Raw genomic sequence first — 18,874 nt, forward strand, 5'->3', positions numbered from 1 at the left:
TTATCTCGATTTATTTTTGATTTCATCCAAATAGCTATAGACGGTTACTTTGGAAATGCCTAACATAGATGCGACCTTCTCAACAGATCCTTTCATTAAAAAAATGCCCTTTTCATCCATGAATTTAATTAGTTCAATTTTTTCATGACGTTTCATGACTGGATGAACACTGTTTTGAATGATCTGTTGAATCAATTGATCTACTATTTCTTCCACATTTTCAAGATCATCATTTGATGTTGTTTCTTTCTCTTGAGCTTCCACTTGTGTAGAAAGAAAAGTATCCATAAAATGTTGCATTTGATTTAGGGCTTCAACATCAAAATTGATACAGAAAGCACCGATCACTTTTTGCTTTGAATCACGTATTAATGAAGTCGAAGAACGAATCGTACGCTTATCTTCAGTTACAAATGTATAACCAGCCAGATAATCTTCTTTAAAATCTTCTGATTGTAATACAGTCTTTACTAGATGATCAAATGATTGACCGATTTCTCTTCCTGTCACATGGTTATTTACTGTAAACATGACAGATGCTTGAGGGTTCGTTAAATCATGAATCACCACTTCACAATTTGGTCCAAACATTTTTGCAGTAGATTTTGCTAAAGGAATATAACTCTCTAATAACTTTTTAATATGTTCCATGCCTAAGCACCTCATTTTTTTATTCCACTAGATTATATAATTTTTTATATATAAATACAATATATAGATTTATTTATATATCATGATGCTCACAAGATCATAAATGTGAAAATAACCATATAAAAAAAGCAGCCATTGACTGCTTTTTGCTTGTGCTCCTTTCTAATTGATTTCTTTCTGGATTCCATACAAAATGACGTCAATTCCCCATCGGAACCGTTCCATTGATACGGGATCACCTGAAAACATTTCTTCTTTTACACTATGAATGAAAGGAAAACGCGTTTTGTCTGCATTATGAAATGTTTTTTTTGTGTCTGAAATCTGCGAAGAGTCATGTTTCTTCCAAGAGACCTTTTCGTAAGCTACCGAAGATACGTATAACAGTAATAGGTCTACTCCCCATGCAGCGGATGTAGATTTGATCCCGCCTTCATGCAATGCAGCGAGAATATGTTCGGTCAACTGAAGAAAGTTCGTTCCTTGTGGAATAGTGGAAAGAGAAATTTCAGCGAGACCAGGTTTTTCGAATAGCAGTAGGAAATAAGTCTGCAATATGTCAAATAACTGTTCTTTCCATGTGCTATCTGCTGAATCTGGATAAACCATTTGGCCGAGACCATAATCCAATACGTAAGCACTGAGTTCTTGAAAATTGTTCACGTAGACATACAAGGATGCAGGTCCCGTATCCAATGCTTTAGCCACCTTACGCATACTCATGCCCTCTATTCCTTGCTCCTTAAGAAGCTCATAGGCCGTTTTCACAATGAGCTCACGGCTTAAGGGCTCTTTAGCCGGCCGAGACCGGCGACTTATAATACGACGATTTGAATTGTTCATACTCTCTTTATAACATGTCAAAGTAAAATAGTAAATTGAGCATCAATCACCGTTTTCTTGAAAAGAATTCATTATATCTGCAAGCTTGACCGCAGCGTCTTTTGAAAAACACAGTTTTAAACTATTCTCCGAATCATGAGCCTTTTCCGATGAATATTCGTACATCATGTCTTCGTATTCCTCAATAGCCTTTTCAATATCATGAGGATGTCGGACAATAGCAAGTGCAAGCTCCATTGCATCAAACATCGCCATGTTTACACCCTCGCCTGCGAATGGTGACATGACATGAGCTGCATCACCGATAAGCGTTACTCCTTTATGACGATTCCATTTAAAACCGACAGGAAGCGTATAAATCCGTCTTGGGATGATGGCATCTTCTGCATAACGAATATAATTTTTCAGCTGATCATCCCAATCACTAAATAACTCTAATAATTGTTCTTTTGCTTCTTTCGCTTGATGAAACGGTATACCACAAGTCTCGATCCAGTTGCGGTCTACCATAAGGCTTGCATACACTTTGATTCGTCCATCTCCGTTTAATTGACCAATCAGTCCTTTATGGTCTGCTAAAGCAAACATCTTACCACGTTTATTAAATTCAGCTAAATCAGGGTGGTTCCCCTCTACGCTTAGGACATTCAATTCCAGCATCGTGAGCCCAGAGTATTCAATCTCAATATCTGTTAACAGAGGACGCACACGAGAAAATGCACCATCAGCCCCAATCAAAAGGTCAACTGTCTCGACAACCCCGTTTTCAAAATGAAGCTCCGTCATGCCGTTTTCTAATGAAACGCATCTTCCTAGTTTATATCCATATTTGATGTTTGCAGCATCAATTTGATCTAACAGCAGTTCGCACAACACACCACGATCAATTTCTGGACGAGTGCCTTTTTGATCTGATTCCGTTTCTTCATCTAAATAAATTCTTCCTGATTTATCAAGTAATCGGAAATCTTCTCCTTCATAACGGGCGTTCTTTTGAAATTTCTCATAAACTCCTGCTTCTTTTAATGCTTTTTGGCCTGTTTCTTCGTGAATATCCAGTGACCCCCCTCTTTCAAGACTCATGTCATACATCTCCCGTTCATAGATGGTTGTTTGTATACCGTAATTTTGCAGAATTAAGGCGAGTGTTAGCCCCCCAGGTCCCCCTCCAATAATAGCGATTTGCTTTTGGTCCTTAGATAATGCCTTCATCGTATGCATCTCCTCTTCCTTTATGGAAATCGTTTAAAACTACCTCTCATTTATATTATAACGAACATTGTTCGTAAAGAACAGTGTTCGTTTAAAATCGTTTGTTTCATGATTGTGTTTTAATGAAAAGAAACCAATCACCTGCTATCATATGTTACACTCCATCTAGGAATGTTAAAGGATGTCGAATCATAGCAATGATTCTTGGATCAGTAGGCTTCCATTGTTCTAACTCTAAGTATAAGAGGTGTTTCTATGAATAAATTATTGGCAATGTTGATATTAGGATTGGGCTTTAGTGGTGCCGCTCTCATTCTTTCTGTCCCTTTGTTATTCAAATTCAAACTAGAACAATCTGGGCTGATGTTTGCTGCTGTATCAGCAGGCGCTTTCGCAGTTTCATGCCTAGTTCTTCGAAAACGATTCAATCGCTAAAAAAACCTAAACAAAATCTATCATTGGAACAATGGAGATTTGTTTAGGTTATTGTGACTTCTTGATATGAATTTAAAGAATGTGGTATAAGCTGACCCCAATACTGATAGCGAATAAAACAAGTGCAGGGATTGCTTTTTTAAAGGGATCTTTGGCCAATACGATCAGTGTAAATGCAGCTGCCAGCATCGTGCCTCCTAACAATAAGCCTGATAATAATGCTAATGTTGGCATCCATATGCCGGCTAGCATTCCAGCAGCGCCTATTAGCTCAAGAGCCCCCGTTAAAACATTGAAAAATGCGGGTAAACCAAATCGTTTGAACTCTTCTGCCATTTTTCCAGATATGATTTTCGTTCCTGTTAGGAAAAAGAAAACGGCCAATACAATTTGTAGAATAAGAATGAAAATAGTGATCACATCTTTCTAAGTTATTTGACCAAAAGGTGAAATTTATATGTCATAGCATATATCGTACAAAAATAGAGGTTGTTCCTACTTTACAGATTTATCAAGATGGATAGTCTGAATGGAATAATTTGTTTAAAAGTAATTTTAATTGTTGGATCTCTTCATCGCTTAATTGATGTGTCACAGTTCGATGTGCATCCATGACGACAGGAAGAATCGCCTTTTTGATCTCGTCCCCTTTTTCTGTTAAAAACAGGTGATGCGAGCGCCGGTCTTGTTCATTATAGATTTTTTTGACAAGCCCTTTTCGTTCCATTGACTGGATCATTCTTACGACAGTGGTTTGATTTTTATCAATGCCTTCTGCCAATTCCTTTTGAGTCGAGCCTTTTTCACGGCTAAGAATACTAATAATGCTCCACTGTTCTGGTGTAACTCCGTACGGCTTTAACCTATTCGTAAAATAATTCGTCATTTTCACATCAGTGCGATGAACGAGATAACCTATTAAATCATGTAACTTCATGTAAACACCCTCTAACAATTTTATATGCTATAGCATTTATATTAGTGGAGCGATTAAACATTGTCAAATTGTCTACCTGTTATGCTTAAAATCAATTCCTGACATGATATACGGTAATGCTGATTTGATAAATTCTTCTGAAGATATGTGCGAACTATTCTTTCTCCACTCAACAGAAGCTCCGTGAATTCCCCAGCTTAAAAAAACAGCCGTGACCTTTAACACTTGTTTTTCGACATTTGTATATTGATTCACTAACAATTGATAAAAAATAATTTCAAGCTGTTCTCGAACAATTGGAGCAAGTTCAGTTTCATATTCTACTTGGCAGCGATTATGCAGAGATTGTTGAAAACTGGCTAGCGCTTTAAATATATTCATCATTGTATCTTCATCTAGTTTACTATTATTAAAATTGATACTTTCTAAATTAATCGACAATACTTCTGAGAGTGTTTTATCTAATAAATCGTATTTATCCTCAAAATGATAATAAAACGTCGCCCGGTTAATCACGGCTGAAGCTCATGCATGGTCAAAAAAAGTGAGTGAGCTTGATGGTTTTATCTTTGTCACGCCTGAATACAACAAAGCGGTCACAGCTGGACTGAAAGATGCAATTGATTACTTATATACTGAATGGAACAACAAGGCAGCTGGAATTGTCAGTTATGGTTCTTCTCTAGGTGTGACAGCAGCAAATAACTTACGTTTAATTTTATCTGTTCCGGCTGTTGCAACAGTTCGTACTCAACCTGGGCTAAGTCTTTTTACTGACTTTGAACATATGACAACCTTTAAGCCAGCCGCGTTTCATGAGCAAACGGTTGATACGATGTTGTTTGAGGTCGTATCTTGGTCTACAGTTTTAAAAACCATTAGACATTAATGATCATGGATACTTAAATAGAAAAGAGGAAATAACTTGAAAAACAATGACATGTTTTGTGATTTAGAAACTGGTGTATGCGGTGTAGGTGAAGAAGATATCCAGGTCATTGACTTTCACCAGCCTAAAAAATCCATTACGCTCTACTATGTAACAGATCCGATTTGTTCTCATTGCTGGGCAATTGAACCTGTCCTGCGTCGATTTAAAGAGCAATACGGATATTATTTTCATTTCCAGACTGTGCTGGGTGGACTGCTAGAGAAATGGCATGACGGTCCAATAGACCCCGCAAACGGAATTTATAAACCTGCTGATGTTGCGGGTCACTGGAGAGAGGTCGGAGAACATTCTCGCATGCCAATTGATGGGTCCTTAATGATTGACAATCCTGTTCAATCCTCCTACCCGTCCTCTCGCGTGTTCAAAGTGATTCAAAAACATCACGGTGATGAACAAGCCTATACGTTTTTACGTCGTGCAAGAGAAGCACTATTTGCATTTAATCAAAATATATCTGAAATCACGGTTTTGATTGATATCGTCAACAACCTTGGACTGAACGGAGATGTTATTTTACATGAAGCGGAACTCCCTAGCGGACAAGACTTATTAAATCAAGATTTTGCTCTTGTTCGAGACCTCGGTGCAAGAGGGTTTCCGACCATCATCTTCGTCAATGAAGAAAATAAAGGAGTTAAAATCACGGGTGGTCGACCATTAGACGTCTATGTTGATGGATTAAAGCAAGCTTTAAACACTGTAGAGCTTCAACCGAAGAAGCTCCCAGCTGTTTCTGCCTTACTCGAAAAAGAAAAACTTCTATTCTCTAAAGAGATTGAAGTGATGTACGATATTGATCAATCGGATGTGCGGTCTTTTATGGAGAAAGAATTTTCACAAGAATCGTTTCATATGAAAGAAGTTCTAGGAGAACAGTATTTCACAACTTCAACATAAGGAGAATGGAGATGGCTTACGTATTACAAGTGGATTTTAAGATGAATGGCCCTTTCGGAGATGAATTGGCAAAAGAGTTTTCTGATTTAGCGAGAACTATTAATGAAGAGGACGGGTTCATATGGAAGATATGGACGGAGAACCCTGAGAAAAATGAGGCTGGCGGGATTTATTTATTCGAAACAAAAGAAGCAGCTGAAACATATCTCGATATGCATTCTAAAAGAATCACTAGCTTTGGCATAACAGACATCAATGCGAAAATCTTTGACATAAACTCTGAGCTGACTCATATCACAAAAGGTCCATCAAAAACGCATAAAGATTGATACACGAAAAAAGAGCGGTTGTTTGCTGCTCTTTTTGCTTATGAATTAAATAAGATATTCACCTTTAAACTGACTCTTTAAAAGGCTGCTATCAGCAGCTTCTCCTATCTCACTTGTTGCTGGTTTTCTTGGTTTTCTTGATTAAGTCTACACCATCATATGACAGGCTTTCTACAAGTACAGCCTTTTGCAGGATGTTATGATCAAAAAAGGTCTTCGTATAGTCCGTCACAAGATTACGCATCTCTAATGCATCCCTTGTGCCTCTAAGTTCCTCATCTACGCCGGTAAACACGATGTCACAGTAATCTAAATGTGCAGCACGATCAACGGAGAAATAATAGGTTTCCATGCTGTTGTTAGCGCCAATGATCGCATTCATATAATAATTCGGTTCAGAAAACAGCAGCAAAAAGGGTTTATTGAGGTCGCTGTCGAGAAGTCCGAATGCACCACTATCTAAGCCAACCCCGCAGACAAACCGGTCGTCATCCCGGCAAACAATAGCCGCTGTAGGCCCGCCATAAGAATGCCCGGCGATACCCATGCCCGTGTCGAGTAGCAGTCTGTCATGAAAGATGGACTTCCATTCTCCAGAGTCTAGTTTGTGAAGATAATCAGCTACGTACCTTACATCTTCTGCCTGTTGTTCACTATATCTTGTTAACTCGTTAATGATTGGCAAGGTAAGGATGTTATGGCACATCTCAATAGCCGTTTCATCGTCAGGGCGCATTTTCATCTTACTAGCCAGCGCCATCATCTCTGGATCTTCAGAAAACGCCATAATGACATCCGAAAAACCCTTTGATACATTCAACAGTTTCCCATCTTTCCGTTTATACATGGTGCTATCCTGATGACCGATACTGACGACAACATACCCTTGGCTTGCAATGTCTGTACAGATGGCTGTCCCCCATTCTGGTGAACCACCCCCGCCGCAAACATAGAATACCACTGGATAGCGCTCTTCCTTCTGAGAAAGAGCCAGGTCGTCGTAACAATGCGTTTTGATATCGATAGAGAAGAAGTTTATTTCCTTCAAATACTCAGTGACAAGCGGCTGGTCATGAATCATTTCGTAGACTTCAGGAAACATGTATGTGGATGGAGTCTTTCCTTTACTGCTATCAGATGGATAGTACATAAATGCGGTCAGTTCTCTTTTGGAGTGATCTGATGCCGTATACTCAAAATCCATCTGGATTCGGCCGGCTATATAGCTACCGATTGGTTCTGGGAATGTGTCATACCTTTTCATTCTTTTATGCCCCCTTCATCATGAAAATGGATATCTGTTCTTTGCTGGGTGAGTATCGTTTTGTGATATAATCTTGAGTCAAAGACAAGTGCTAAGAGAAATGAAATGAACTTGCTGAATGGACATCATAATGGTGAAAAGTTCTGAAGAAATGATAGGGTGATAGCGATGAGAAGACTTGAGTCTGGTATATCAATAGACAACGAATCATTTTCTGATATTGCCAGGTATGAAAACGAAACAATCAGCAAAACGACGATCATCAACTCAAATGTTCGTTCTCCTATTTTTTGGAGCTGTCACCTGGATCATCTTGTATTTGATACGTGTGATCTCACGAATGCAAGATTTTTTGCTGGTAGTACGATTGATCATTGTACTTTTAGTCGTTCAGACTTGCGTTCTGTGGGCATTGGCAAAAACGAAGCTGTCTTCACCAATTGCGTATTTTCTTCTTGCGATATGAGAGGAATGACATTGGAGAATGCTACGTTTATCGATTGCACTTTCTCTAAATGTAGATTCAATGACCGCGTATTACAGGCAGCAAATATCGTCAATTGTACCTTTGGTGGTAAGCTAATAGATATAACGTTTGAGGGAAATGGCAAACAAAAGCTGATCGCCGATTTTGAAAACTGTACCCTTGACGGTGTTCGTTTTACAGGCTGTGACCTGTCGGCATGTATTCCGCCAGCATCCAAAAGCCATCTCTATATTGAAAAGGTATCTGCACGTGTGAAAAAGGCCTTGAAGATGATAGACGATGACCCTGCACTTTCTGACGATGAACGGAAAATACTGGTGCGCAGTCTACGCAAGCTTGAGCATATGGAACAATATATTTTTAACACGAAACATATGGAGAAAATATATGGGGCTGCTTTTGTTGAGCGATTTTTCAGTCATCTTGAATGCAGCAAGAATCACACTTAACGTTTGCTGCATCCCTCCTACTTTATCTTTATGTGGTATATCAGCTTCGAGTATATTTGAGCGGGATGAGTTCTTCGATTTTCACCTTGACCAGCTCCCCATCCATCTCAATGATGACAAAACATGCTGGTCCGAAGTCTGAAATGAGCTCTCGGCAGATGCCGCAAGGGCTTACTACCCTAATTCTTCTATCTTCTTCATCTGAATAAGGGTGTCTCACTGCAACAATTTTGTATCAAAATCCTTATATCCATTCGATAAAGCGCTGCCAATTGCAATGGCTTCTGCACAAACAGTTACCCGTCCGATATAGGCTTCTATATGGACAGCCGACATTATTTCTCCTGTTTTCATGCGGATCGCTGCCCATACATGGTGTTTATCATCTTCATAAAGACTGATAATCTTCTTTTTTGCTTCGTCTATTAATTCTAAATCTTCTTGTCATAGGTCAAAAGTTTTCATCGTGTTCTCCTTCTACTTCACTGCTCGTATTTATTATACCAAACATTAGGTGATGAACTGTTGCGTGAGTTGAAATGAATGGGAACAAATACAGCTTATGTTTGCACATATCATCTTCTTCTTATCCTTTTTTATAGCGACGAATCATATAGTGGATGATTTTTGTGATGAGAGAGGTACACATGCATAGAAAGGTCATAGCGATGACCCAATACATATTCGACATATCAAACCCCGTATAGGCAAAGATAAAAATGGTTGAAGCTGCAAATGTGATCATTAGAACGATGTAGACCCGCTTAAAGATGATATAGCCTACAATCCCCCATATTAAAAATAACAAAGGCAATGTAAATAAGATCAGAGCCATAGGTTGAAGAAAAGAAATCATCATTATCCACTCTCCTTTACTAACCAGCCATTTGTTTCATCCCAATGATAAAGCGAACAATCATTATATTAATGGGAAAGATGCTCCTTGTAAACATAAATTGGAATTTAAGGAAAGTTTAATCTGTAGTGAATGGACATTGTGGATGTATTTCATGTTGAATTGAAAAAGGCTGCTTTCATAAAAGCAGCCCATTCACTAAACTTTCGACTATTTCAATCAAATCATTCTACATTTCTTAACGATTGATCACCTGAATGATTTTCTCCTGAGCATCTTGTGCTTCAGGGATTGGCATGACAACAAATACATGAAGCATTTCGGGATAAACAAAGGTTTTTATGTCAATTCCTTGTTCTGTTAGTTTTTCATCGAGCTTTATGGCATCTGGATATAACATATCATGTGTTCCAATGAAATGAGTAATCTTCGCAAGTCCTTTGAAGTCACCGTAAATGGGACTGATCAATGGGTCAGTTACATGTTGATCAGCTGTCCAAATCTTTGCAATGGCTTCCATTCCTTCATAACCTAGAATCGGGTCCTTCTTTGCATATTCAAACATGAGAGGATTGCTTAAGCTCATGTCAACACATGCAGATAATAAAATAATATCCTTCGGCTGCGGCAGATCCTCCTTCTTTAAAAGATGCGCCAGACCAAGTGAGATATTTCCACCAGCTGAATCTCCCATGATCGTCAATTGATTGGCACTTCCGGCAGTTTTCAGAAGGTCTTTATATAGGTTAAGTATTTTCGGATACGTATCCTGGTAGCTATAATGAGGCACTTTTGGGTAAATAGGAGCGACCACTTTCGCATCGAGTGATTGCGCCATTTTATCCATGAACCACCAATGGACATTCAACGGCTGATTTGTCCATGCGCCACCATGTAGATAGAGAATGACTTTTTGGTTTTGTGATGCTTGTTCGTTCAATGTGAAAACTTGCATGCCTTCGAATGTCTGCTCTTGTACCTCACTCATTAACTTCACATCATCCCCAATGGCATAAGGCTGCGTATTTTCAATTCCTTTTTGCTCAAGAAATTTTTTTGTTTGTTCGATACTAGAAAAACTCTCTTTATTACTTTGCGAAGCGAATAATGTTTCAAATTGAACACTTTCTTCAGAACGTTCACCATGATACATTTCTACACTCATTTTTTTCTCTCCTTTCACTCAATATGATGATTGATCATCCTCATTTGGTACACGAAATGATTCCAGGTAGACTTGTACTTTTTTTTCAGGGGTCTTTAATAAGTTAGATAAAAGGTCTTGAATGAGACGAAGGCTTTTAATTTTCCTTTCAATTTCTTCATGTTTAAGATGGACAATTTTTCTTAGGGTATCAAGGTCTATGTCTTGACTTAGCATTTCCATAATTTCAGCTATTTCCTTTAATGAATAACCCAGTGTTTTCGCATCTTTGATCAATTGAATCTTCACAACATAGTCTTCTGTATAGAATCTGTAACCGTTTGAACGTCGTCTTGGAGCAGGCAATATGTTGTGCTCTTCATAGTAACGAATTGCGGCAGGACTTACTCCTGTTTTTTTGGCAAGTTCTCCTCTAGTCATCAACTCCATCGTTACTCCTTTGTCATTATTTAGTCTTACTATATGTACATTATAAAGGTTGAACTATACTTCAAGGTCAAGGTGAAACATTTATTAGCCAGCTTTTGCTTTCAGATTAGTAGAGAGAAGATATTCCTTGTGCTTGCTATGACATGATTTGGGTTTCTTTTCGGTGAACAAATAAAACACCATCGCACCCGGCAAATAAAGTCGGGCGCAATGATGCTTTTCATCATTCAATCTGGATTACGATAAATCTTCTCCATTTGTTGCAATCACATTTTTGTACCAGTAGAAGGAATCCTTTTTGTAACGATTCAATGTACCATTCCCTCTATCGTCTTGATCCACATAGATCAAACCATAGCGTTTACTCATTTGAGAAGTTCCGCAGCTAATTAAGTCGATGCATCCCCAAGGCGTATACCCCATTAAGTCGACACCTTCTTTGACTGCTTCTTTCATCTGTTCAATATGTTTTTTCAAATAATCAATTCGATAATCATCGTGTATTTTTCTGTCTTGTGTCAATGTATCTCTTGCGCCAAGTCCATTTTCACAAACAAACAAAGGTTTTTGGTATCTGTCATACAGTTTGATTAATGAATTAACTAGAATCATTTTACGGTTTAACATTTTTAAGGTTGCTGTAAGGTTCGGATTAATACAAGTTAAGGTTGAGGTTGTACAATGGGTTTGTAAGGAATTGAGGGATGAGTCAAATGGTCCCCTCTTCTAAATCAATCATAGAGGTGAAAAGGTTTGAGAGAAAATAAAATTTTGTCTTCATTATGTTACTTCAGTATCTTTTTTGCACCGTTTCTGTTTCCGATTATCGTCTATTTCTTAGGAAAGGACGAAGTGAAAGAGCATGCGAAAAAATCACTATGGACACATATTATTCCTTATTTGATTTTCGGAATTGGTATTGCCGGTTCAGGTTTACTTGGCATGAACGATATCAGTCATGCTGGTCCGTTCTTAATTGCAACGTATGCTGTGACATTCCTTGTCGCGATCTACTTCTTCATTTGGAACATTGTGAAAGGCATTAAAGTGTTTTCAGAATAATAGATGAAAAAAACGGTTCTGTGATTGAGCAGAACCGTTTTTTGTATGTCCGTTCAAGCGGGTAATTGGATATCAATCGTTGTTCCTTCCCCTATCATACTTTGTATCGTAATATCTCCGCCGTGTTTTTGGATGATATCTTTTGCAATCGCCATTCCAAGACCAGAGCCTGCATGTGTCCCTCCTGTATTCGTCCCTCTATAGTAGCGGTCAAACACTTTTTCTAGCTCTGCCTCTTCAATTCCTTTGCCGTTGTCTTGAATTTTGATGTGGGTATGTTCTTTTTGTTCAAGCTGTACAATGATGTTCACATCAGCATCATTGTGAACAAGGGCATTTAAAATGAGATTGGTGACCGCTCTTCGTATGAGGATCGTATCAATATTCAGCATAAGCTTGTCTACATTCGTTTGCAGCTCAATGCTTTGATCTGCATATCTCGAATCGTTGAGGATATCAATTAACGTTTCTCGCAGCAAAGGCACAATGTTCACCAGCTCTTTATGCAGCATCACATCGTTATTTTTCAGCCTTGTTGTTAAATTGAGATCCTCCATGACATCTTTAATGTACAGTGATTTATTCTCTATGATGCTGGCATAATGTTTGATGTCTTGATCTGAAAGAGGATAATTTGGATCTTTCATGATTTCTGCATAGCCTTGAATAGAGGATAATGGTGTTTTAATATCATGAGAAATATGACTGATCCACTCTTCCCGCATTTGCTCTAATTTGTCTTTTTCTTTTTGGCTTGAAGCGAGCTGCTCTGATAAGTGATTAACATTATAGAAAACATCTTTATATATCCCCTTAGTTGGCAGCTTCGTCGTATAATCTCCATTTGCGAGCCGCTGGATGCCATGAATAGCACGGCCGAGCGGTTTTGTGAGCTGCCGGCTGAATAAGTACCCAATGAGTAAGGCAATGATGGCATCTATTGATAATAAAATCATCGTCCCGATATTAAATCTTGATATTAAGTCTTTCGTATCGAACGAAAATAAATATTTTCCGATGGAAGGGTCCTTAAATCCGATAAAGTAGCTGTATTCCTTGCCCTTTCCTTTTTTTCCCCCGGCATAAATAGTCGATAGCAATTGCTTATCCTTATATTTATGTAAATTTACGATTTCTATAGGTGTATATTTACTCTTTATGCCTTTAGGTGCTTGTGCATGATAAACGTCTTGTCCATTTTCATCTAATAATTGAATCCATGCATTTTGTTGTTTTAAGGCTTGCTGTCCTTCTTTGCTCACAGTGATATCTTGATCGGATAAGGTGATGTATTGTTCAAATGTTCTTGTGAAGGTTTCCGGCGTATTTTCTTCGTTTTGCTGGCTGCTTGCTTGTAGTACAAGCCAAATCATGAATCCAAATAAGTTAATAAAGACCGTGATAATGGTCACGATAATGACAGAGACCATATATCTGCCTGTTAATCGCCATTTCATCTTTACGCATCCTTTACAACAAATTTATAGCCAAGCCCTTTAACCGTCACGAGAAATTCTGGTGTAGATGGGGAATCTTCTATTTTCTCCCGAAGTCTTCGTATATGAACCATCACTGTATTATCAGAACCGAAGAAATCCTCTCCCCAAACCGTTTGATAAAGCGTTTCTTTACTGATCACGCGATTCGGATGCTGCAAGAAATAGGTCATCAACATAAGTTCTTTCGGAGTGAGCTCAATCGCCGCTCCGTTTTTTGTCAGTTCGGCTTGCTGCTCGTTTAACTCAAATGGCCCTTTTTTGATGACGGGATCAGCTTGAGAAGGCTGCAAGTATGATGACCGTCTTAGCTGAGCTTTTACCCGGTAGGCGACTTCTTTTGGACTGAACGGTTTTGTAATGTAATCATCGCCGCCAATGGCAAGTCCTACAATTTTGTCTGATTCCTCTCCCTTTGCTGATAAGAAGATAATCGGAACATGTGAGACGTCTCTGATTTGTTTGCAAATATCGTAGCCTTCACCGTCTGGCAGCATAATATCCAGTATGACGAGATCGGGTTGTTCTTGATGAAATTGCATAAGCCCATCACTGGCAGTTGAAGCTGTTATCACCCGATCAATGCCTTCCCTTGTTAATACTGTATGGATTAATTCCAAGATTTCTTTTTCGTCATCTATAATCAATACTTTGCTTTGAAGCTTTGGCATTATGATCACTCTCCTGAAGTCATTGCTATTATTATACCCAAAGTGTAGACGTCGTGAAAAATCAACTTTCTATTTACACAGAAAAAAGCCAATTTTCTTTTTTAATGAGAAAATTGGCTTTTGTGTTTTTTTAGCGTTTGATCACAAATGTTGTCACACTTTGAGCAGGGAGATGTGCCCAAAATTGATTTCCTGATATGTTTAAGTCAGTTCCAGGCTGAAGGTTACTGTTGCTACTCGTGATCCATCTTGAAGCTTGCGAAGCAGTTCCGTTTTGCATAACAAAGTGTTGATTGACTCCTGTATTGTTTTTGTTAATCGCGACAATGACGACCTGATTGTTTCCTTTATAGGCTGAGACGAAAACATTCGGTTCAGGGCTTTTCGTTGCATCAATTCTGACGTACCCTGGACGCACAAACTTGGAGAAATGCGCCATGTTGTATCCGCGCTTGCTAATCATTCCATCTTCTTTCATAGGACCGTATGATCTCCGGATGTACCACCATACATACGCCTGAAAGTCCCCTTCCACCATTGAATGGTGAATATGCTCTGATACCCCTAATGCCTCAGGCCAGCGGTCCGCTGAATTGTTATCACTATTCGGGTAGTAGACCTCTGTCATCCACAGCTCTTTTCCCCCTCCTTTTTGTTTGAAAAGAGGATACGGAAGCTGGCTGATTTGGGTTCCGTACAGATGGGCACCGAGAATGTCCATATTTCTAAGCGCCTGTGGATCGTTTAAGATAGGATCTGAGATATTTTTAAGGTGTTGAAAGGATTCTGGTGCAATCACACGTGCATTAATGGAGCCGGCATTTTCTCTCATGAATCGCAGGATTTCCTGAGGTGTCCACCATGTCCATTCATGTGCATAATCAGGCTCGTTTTGTACAGAAATGGCATAGAGGTTGACGCCATTATTTTTCATGTATGTCACGAAATCATTCAAATGCTGAGCATATGCGGCGTATTGATTGTATCTCAACCGCTTTGCAGACGCACCATTACGATTGAAAGTCTCTACCATATGGCTTGGAGGATTCCAAGGCGAAGCAATCACGAAAGCACCGTGCTCTATCGCTCTTTTAGCGGTGGCGACTTCTCTGTGCCAATTATTTCTGTTCTCGTCTACATAAATCCGTAGAATGGAGAACCCTAACTGATTCTGCCCATTGCCAAAGGCGGTTTCCCTTTGAGGGCCGGTCAAATCACCAATCCAAGCCGGGTGGTTCATCCCGCCAAAGCCGCGGATCACTTGTCTTTCCGCGTTGACATTAATATTCGCATCACTTGCCGCTGACACCTCAGTTACGCCGGGTCCTATGAACATGACAGATAACATAGTGAAGCAGACCAATAAAGTGCAAATTGGTTTTTTGATTATGGACATCAAATTTCCCCACTCTCCCATCAACCATTAATCGATGCCGTAGCATCAGATTTTGTTTACCTTTGAGTAAACTGCCAGGAATCAAATTGGAATAGATTGGCACCATTTCCTTTGAAGACAAAAAATACGTTGTGTACTCCCGTTGCCCCGTTTACAGCTGTTTCTATTTCTCGCCAGTTTCCGCCTGTGGAAGGGACATTGAGTGTTCCGGCAATTCTGCCGTCTGGACTGCCAAGACGTACTTCAATTTGTCCGCCTGAAGCGGCTGCTACATTGGCTTTTAAGGTTCTGGCACCTCTCGATCCGAAATCGACATTACTGACAGCCACCCAATCGCCGTTTTGAATGTTTGTGACGTGCTGGTTATTAACTGGCCCACCAGGTGCTGAGGAGGCCTCTGTTAAAATGCGTCCATTCCAAGCGAATGTTTCAGCTTCTACCCGTTGATAAGGATTTAGGTTGGAAAGCTGTTTAACGCCTTCAAAATTGGCTGCGACCTCTCGAAGGGAGCCGTCAGCATTATGCACAAGTTTATTAATGTGTGGAGATCTGTAGCCTTTCCCTGCTCCATATAAGGCAGAACTCACCGTTTGCGTGTGATACACGACATACCACTCGTTTTTAAAATTGAACACAGCATGATGGTTGTTACCGCCGCCACCGAAAAATGCACCTGGATTTTTCAAGAAGTGTCCTTTATACGTAAAGGGACCCATAGGACTTGAGCTCGTCATATAACCGATCTCTCCTGGTGGTTTATCTGCTGGGTGGGAGCCACCAAAATTGATGCAATAGGAATAGTAATAGGTACCGTTATACTTATGCATCCCTGAATCTTCGAACATAAAAGGAGCATCAATGGTTGATGCACTGCCGACCACACTTGTCATGTCAGGCCCTAGCTTCAGAACTCTTGCTGTTTTAGGGTTGGCCCATTGTCCCTGCGTTGGATTTGAACCGCCTGGAACGCCTCCGCCGGCATATAGATAACCGGTCCCGTCATCATCTACAAATACGGCTGGATCAAACAGCCATACAACACCGGACATCCCTGGTGTATTTGGCGTGACGAGCGCTTTTCCGATAGGATCTTTCCAAGGACCAATCGGGCTGTCCGCTGTCAAGACGCCAATCCCTCCGCCGCTGTTAGCAAAATAAAGGAAAAATTTATCCTTCCCATTGATTTTTTTCACCGCAGCGGCTGGAGCCCAAGAAGCGCCTGCCCATTTGGCAATCCCTTTTCCGCCATTGGCTCCATTTGCGCCAGCTACTGGAATCGCTCCGTGATCTGTCCAGTTCACCATATCCTCCGAAGAGATGACAAAAACCCTATTCAAATTCGCAAAAGAATTGTCCTTAATCGTTCCATTACTGTGATATTCATAGTCATCACTCGACATATAAATGTACACCCTGCCGTTATAGGTGAGCGCAAACGGATCTGCTCCCAGGTGATGATCTATGAGCGGATTTGCATTTCCTACTCGTTTTGCAATGGGGGTACTTGCTGCACTCGCATCATATACTGGTATACAGCTTAGTACCAAAGCTAGAATCAAAAAACCTACACCGCACTTCATCCTCTTTCTCATCGTGTCATTTTCCTCCTGTTTTCATCTTCCTAATCTTGGGGTTTACGCCCAATTTCAAATTATGTTGATAGACGCTGATGAAGAATGAATACAAAGGATGATTTCTTGGGGGATCGCTGCTAACACAACTATGTAAACCCTTACTTTTTGACTAGGAGACAACAAAAAAACGCAGTTCCCCTTTTGGAACTGCACTTTCTTAGCTTATTCATGACTGTTGATCACATATAACGAGCGGTTACCATTTTCTTTCTTGTGTAAAACTCCACTCCGTCTGTTCCATTGGCGTGCAAATCCCCGTAGAAAGAATCCTTCCAGCCGGAAAACGGGAAAAATGCCATTGGTGCGGGAACACCGATATTGACGCCGAGCATCCCTGCGTCGATGTTTTCGCGAAATTCTCTAATGCTTGATGCACTGTCTGTGTACAGGCAGGCACCGTTCGCAAATTTTGATTGATTGGACAGGTTGATTGCTTCTGTTAGTGAAGAGACACGAACAATTGATAAGACTGGGGCGAAAATCTCGTCCTGCCAAATTTTCATTTGATTTGTAACATGGTCAAAGATCGTTGGTCCAACGAAATACCCTTTTCCGTTTGTTTCGTGATCTTTCCTGCCATCTCGAATGAGACTTGCGCCTTCTTCAATCCCTGACTGAATGTATTGAAGCGTTCGCTCCTTATGTTCCTCTCGAATGACTGGACCAAGAAAGACCTCTTCATTTATTCCGTTTCCAATGACGAGCTCGTTCGATTCATCAACTAATTTTTGAATGAGCTCATCTGCCACTTCTTCTTCCACAGCGACAACGGCCGCGGCCATGCAGCGCTCTCCTGCTGATCCAAAGGCAGCACCAATGATTTGTTTCGTTGCCGCGTCTAAATCTGCATCTTTGAGGACAATGGAGTGATTTTTTGCTCCTGCAAGTGCTTGGACACGTTTGCCATGCTCTGTGCCTTTTTTATAGACGTATTCTGCAACTGGCTGAGAGCCGACAAATGAAATGGCTTTGACCTTTTGGTGTTCAAGCAGACCGTTGACGACATCGTGAGCCCCATTGACAATGTTGAGAACACCTTTTGGAAGACCTGCTTCTTCAAATAGCTCGGCTAAACGTGCGGCAAGAATCGGCGTGCGCTCTGAAGGTTTTAAAACAAACGTATTTCCGCAGGCAATGGCAAGTGGGAACATCCAGCAAGGGACCATCATCGGAAAGTTAAATGGAGTAATCCCTCCAATGACGCCAATTGGATAGCGGTACATGCCAGATTCGAGTCCAGATGCGATATCTGGTAATTGTTTTCCCATCATTAAGGTTGGTGCACCAGCGGCAAATTCGACACATTCAATCCCGCGCTGCACTTCTCCTTTTGCTTCTGTTATGCTTTTTCCGTTTTCAATCGTGACGAGTTCAGCCAGCTCATCCCATTTTTCAACGAGTAACTGCTGATATTTAAATAAAATGCGTGCACGGCGGGGAACGGGAGTTTTCGACCAAGTGGTAAATGCTTCTTGTGCTGCCTGTACCGCACGTTCGACATCTTTTTTTGTTGAAAGCGGCACTTCTGCGATGATCTCGCCAGTAGCTGGGTTATATACTGCCTCTGTTTGACTAGTTTCTGCCTCAATCCATTGTCCGCCAATATAATTTTTCAACATTTGTACATCTGTTTTGGTCATGTTCCCTCTCTCCTTTTTATGAAAAAATGTGTCATGCTTATAGGATGTGTTTGGTTGTCATTGTCTCAT

At 40.2% G+C, this 18,874-nt stretch carries 20 protein-coding genes and 3 pseudogenes; 6 read left to right on the forward strand and 17 right to left on the reverse strand.

What is annotated here, in order from left to right:
- From MKY18_RS08930 to MKY18_RS08940, 3 genes are all read right to left on the reverse strand, one after another.
- Positions 1 to 651 (reverse strand): PAS domain-containing protein, encoded by a 651-nt coding sequence (locus MKY18_RS08930; RefSeq protein WP_217012478.1) that lies wholly within the window; start codon positions 649 to 651, stop codon positions 1 to 3.
- Positions 652 to 813: 162 nt separating this feature from the next.
- Positions 814 to 1,494: a TetR/AcrR family transcriptional regulator gene (locus tag MKY18_RS08935; protein WP_185108816.1), complete on the reverse strand. Its 681-nt coding sequence runs from the start codon at positions 1,492 to 1,494 to the stop codon at positions 814 to 816.
- 42 nt (positions 1,495 to 1,536) lie between these two features.
- Complete coding sequence (locus tag MKY18_RS08940) at positions 1,537 to 2,706, reverse strand: NAD(P)/FAD-dependent oxidoreductase (protein ID WP_268454603.1); 1,170 nt, start codon at positions 2,704 to 2,706, stop codon at positions 1,537 to 1,539.
- 255 nt (positions 2,707 to 2,961) lie between these two features.
- Between MKY18_RS08940 and MKY18_RS08945 the strand changes: the two genes are divergently transcribed.
- The gene (locus MKY18_RS08945; RefSeq protein WP_268454605.1) at positions 2,962 to 3,141 is read left to right on the forward strand and encodes a hypothetical protein; all 180 of its coding nucleotides are present in this window, start codon (positions 2,962 to 2,964) and stop codon (positions 3,139 to 3,141) included.
- A 72-nt stretch (positions 3,142 to 3,213) separates the two neighbouring features.
- On the opposite strand, the gene MKY18_RS08950 is transcribed toward MKY18_RS08945, so the two are convergent.
- From MKY18_RS08950 to MKY18_RS08960, 3 genes are all read right to left on the reverse strand, one after another.
- Entirely contained in the window at positions 3,214 to 3,561 is a 348-nt protein-coding gene (locus MKY18_RS08950; RefSeq protein WP_044141374.1) for a DoxX family protein, read from the reverse strand.
- Between the two features lie 91 nt (positions 3,562 to 3,652).
- A complete protein-coding gene (locus tag MKY18_RS08955; protein WP_044141373.1) occupies positions 3,653 to 4,078 on the reverse strand; it encodes a MarR family transcriptional regulator in 426 nt (141 codons plus the stop codon).
- A gap of 72 nt (positions 4,079 to 4,150) precedes the next feature.
- On the reverse strand, positions 4,151 to 4,594 hold the full coding sequence (locus MKY18_RS08960; RefSeq protein ID WP_260564594.1) for a TetR/AcrR family transcriptional regulator: 444 nt from the start codon (positions 4,592 to 4,594) through the stop codon (positions 4,151 to 4,153).
- Positions 4,595 to 4,607: 13 nt separating this feature from the next.
- On the opposite strand from MKY18_RS08960, the pseudogene MKY18_RS08965 reads away from it, so the two are divergent.
- The 3 genes and pseudogenes from MKY18_RS08965 to MKY18_RS08975 all read left to right on the forward strand — a co-directional run.
- Positions 4,608 to 4,967 (forward strand): annotated as a pseudogene (locus MKY18_RS08965) (NADPH-dependent FMN reductase); the annotation flags it as partial.
- 36 nt (positions 4,968 to 5,003) lie between these two features.
- The gene (locus tag MKY18_RS08970; RefSeq protein ID WP_340911002.1) at positions 5,004 to 5,927 is read left to right on the forward strand and encodes a DsbA family protein; all 924 of its coding nucleotides are present in this window, start codon (positions 5,004 to 5,006) and stop codon (positions 5,925 to 5,927) included.
- A gap of 11 nt (positions 5,928 to 5,938) precedes the next feature.
- A complete protein-coding gene (locus MKY18_RS08975) occupies positions 5,939 to 6,256 on the forward strand; it encodes a monooxygenase (RefSeq protein WP_113754948.1) in 318 nt (105 codons plus the stop codon).
- A 109-nt stretch (positions 6,257 to 6,365) separates the two neighbouring features.
- On the opposite strand, the gene MKY18_RS08980 is transcribed toward MKY18_RS08975, so the two are convergent.
- The gene (locus MKY18_RS08980) at positions 6,366 to 7,520 is read right to left on the reverse strand and encodes a choline esterase (protein WP_342497807.1); all 1,155 of its coding nucleotides are present in this window, start codon (positions 7,518 to 7,520) and stop codon (positions 6,366 to 6,368) included.
- A 168-nt stretch (positions 7,521 to 7,688) separates the two neighbouring features.
- Here MKY18_RS08980 and MKY18_RS08985 point away from each other — a divergent pair, with 168 nt between their 5' ends.
- Positions 7,689 to 8,456, forward strand: a complete 768-nt coding sequence (locus tag MKY18_RS08985) for a pentapeptide repeat-containing protein (RefSeq protein WP_044141369.1) — start codon at positions 7,689 to 7,691, stop codon at positions 8,454 to 8,456.
- A gap of 40 nt (positions 8,457 to 8,496) precedes the next feature.
- On the opposite strand, the pseudogene MKY18_RS08990 reads toward MKY18_RS08985, so the two are convergent.
- The 5 genes and pseudogenes from MKY18_RS08990 to MKY18_RS09010 form a co-directional block, all read right to left on the reverse strand.
- Positions 8,497 to 8,810 (reverse strand): annotated as a pseudogene (locus tag MKY18_RS08990) (cytidine deaminase).
- A 232-nt stretch (positions 8,811 to 9,042) separates the two neighbouring features.
- Positions 9,043 to 9,315, reverse strand: a complete 273-nt coding sequence (locus MKY18_RS08995) for a DUF2651 family protein (RefSeq protein WP_044141368.1) — start codon at positions 9,313 to 9,315, stop codon at positions 9,043 to 9,045.
- A 235-nt stretch (positions 9,316 to 9,550) separates the two neighbouring features.
- The gene (locus MKY18_RS09000; RefSeq protein WP_126741681.1) at positions 9,551 to 10,477 is read right to left on the reverse strand and encodes an alpha/beta hydrolase; all 927 of its coding nucleotides are present in this window, start codon (positions 10,475 to 10,477) and stop codon (positions 9,551 to 9,553) included.
- Between the two features lie 18 nt (positions 10,478 to 10,495).
- Entirely contained in the window at positions 10,496 to 10,906 is a 411-nt protein-coding gene (locus MKY18_RS09005; protein ID WP_044141366.1) for a MerR family transcriptional regulator, read from the reverse strand.
- A 237-nt stretch (positions 10,907 to 11,143) separates the two neighbouring features.
- Positions 11,144 to 11,503 (reverse strand): annotated as a pseudogene (locus MKY18_RS09010) (family 1 glycosylhydrolase); the annotation flags it as partial.
- Positions 11,504 to 11,659: 156 nt separating this feature from the next.
- Between MKY18_RS09010 and MKY18_RS09015 the strand changes: the two are divergent.
- On the forward strand, positions 11,660 to 11,968 hold the full coding sequence (locus MKY18_RS09015; protein WP_044141364.1) for a DUF4870 domain-containing protein: 309 nt from the start codon (positions 11,660 to 11,662) through the stop codon (positions 11,966 to 11,968).
- Between the two features lie 53 nt (positions 11,969 to 12,021).
- On the opposite strand, the gene MKY18_RS09020 is transcribed toward MKY18_RS09015, so the two are convergent.
- The 5 genes from MKY18_RS09020 to MKY18_RS09040 form a co-directional block, all read right to left on the reverse strand.
- A complete protein-coding gene (locus MKY18_RS09020; protein WP_342497808.1) occupies positions 12,022 to 13,425 on the reverse strand; it encodes a HAMP domain-containing sensor histidine kinase in 1,404 nt (467 codons plus the stop codon).
- 2 nt (positions 13,426 to 13,427) lie between these two features.
- A complete protein-coding gene (locus MKY18_RS09025) occupies positions 13,428 to 14,135 on the reverse strand; it encodes a response regulator transcription factor (RefSeq protein ID WP_265209078.1) in 708 nt (235 codons plus the stop codon).
- A gap of 130 nt (positions 14,136 to 14,265) precedes the next feature.
- Complete coding sequence (locus MKY18_RS09030; protein ID WP_342497809.1) at positions 14,266 to 15,534, reverse strand: glucuronoxylanase; 1,269 nt, start codon at positions 15,532 to 15,534, stop codon at positions 14,266 to 14,268.
- 53 nt (positions 15,535 to 15,587) lie between these two features.
- Positions 15,588 to 17,111, reverse strand: coding sequence for a glycoside hydrolase family 43 protein (locus MKY18_RS09035; RefSeq protein WP_342497827.1), 1,524 nt, complete (start codon positions 17,109 to 17,111; stop codon positions 15,588 to 15,590).
- A gap of 233 nt (positions 17,112 to 17,344) precedes the next feature.
- Positions 17,345 to 18,805 carry a CoA-acylating methylmalonate-semialdehyde dehydrogenase gene (locus tag MKY18_RS09040; protein WP_044141359.1) on the reverse strand — a complete coding sequence of 487 codons (1,461 nt, stop codon included), beginning with the start codon at positions 18,803 to 18,805 and terminating at the stop codon, positions 17,345 to 17,347.
- Positions 18,806 to 18,874 lie beyond the last annotated feature (69 nt).

The sequence above is a fragment of the Bacillus sp. FSL R7-0672 genome (genome assembly GCF_038601465.1).
Taxonomy (GTDB): Bacteria; Bacillota; Bacilli; order Bacillales; family Bacillaceae; genus Bacillus; species Bacillus pumilus.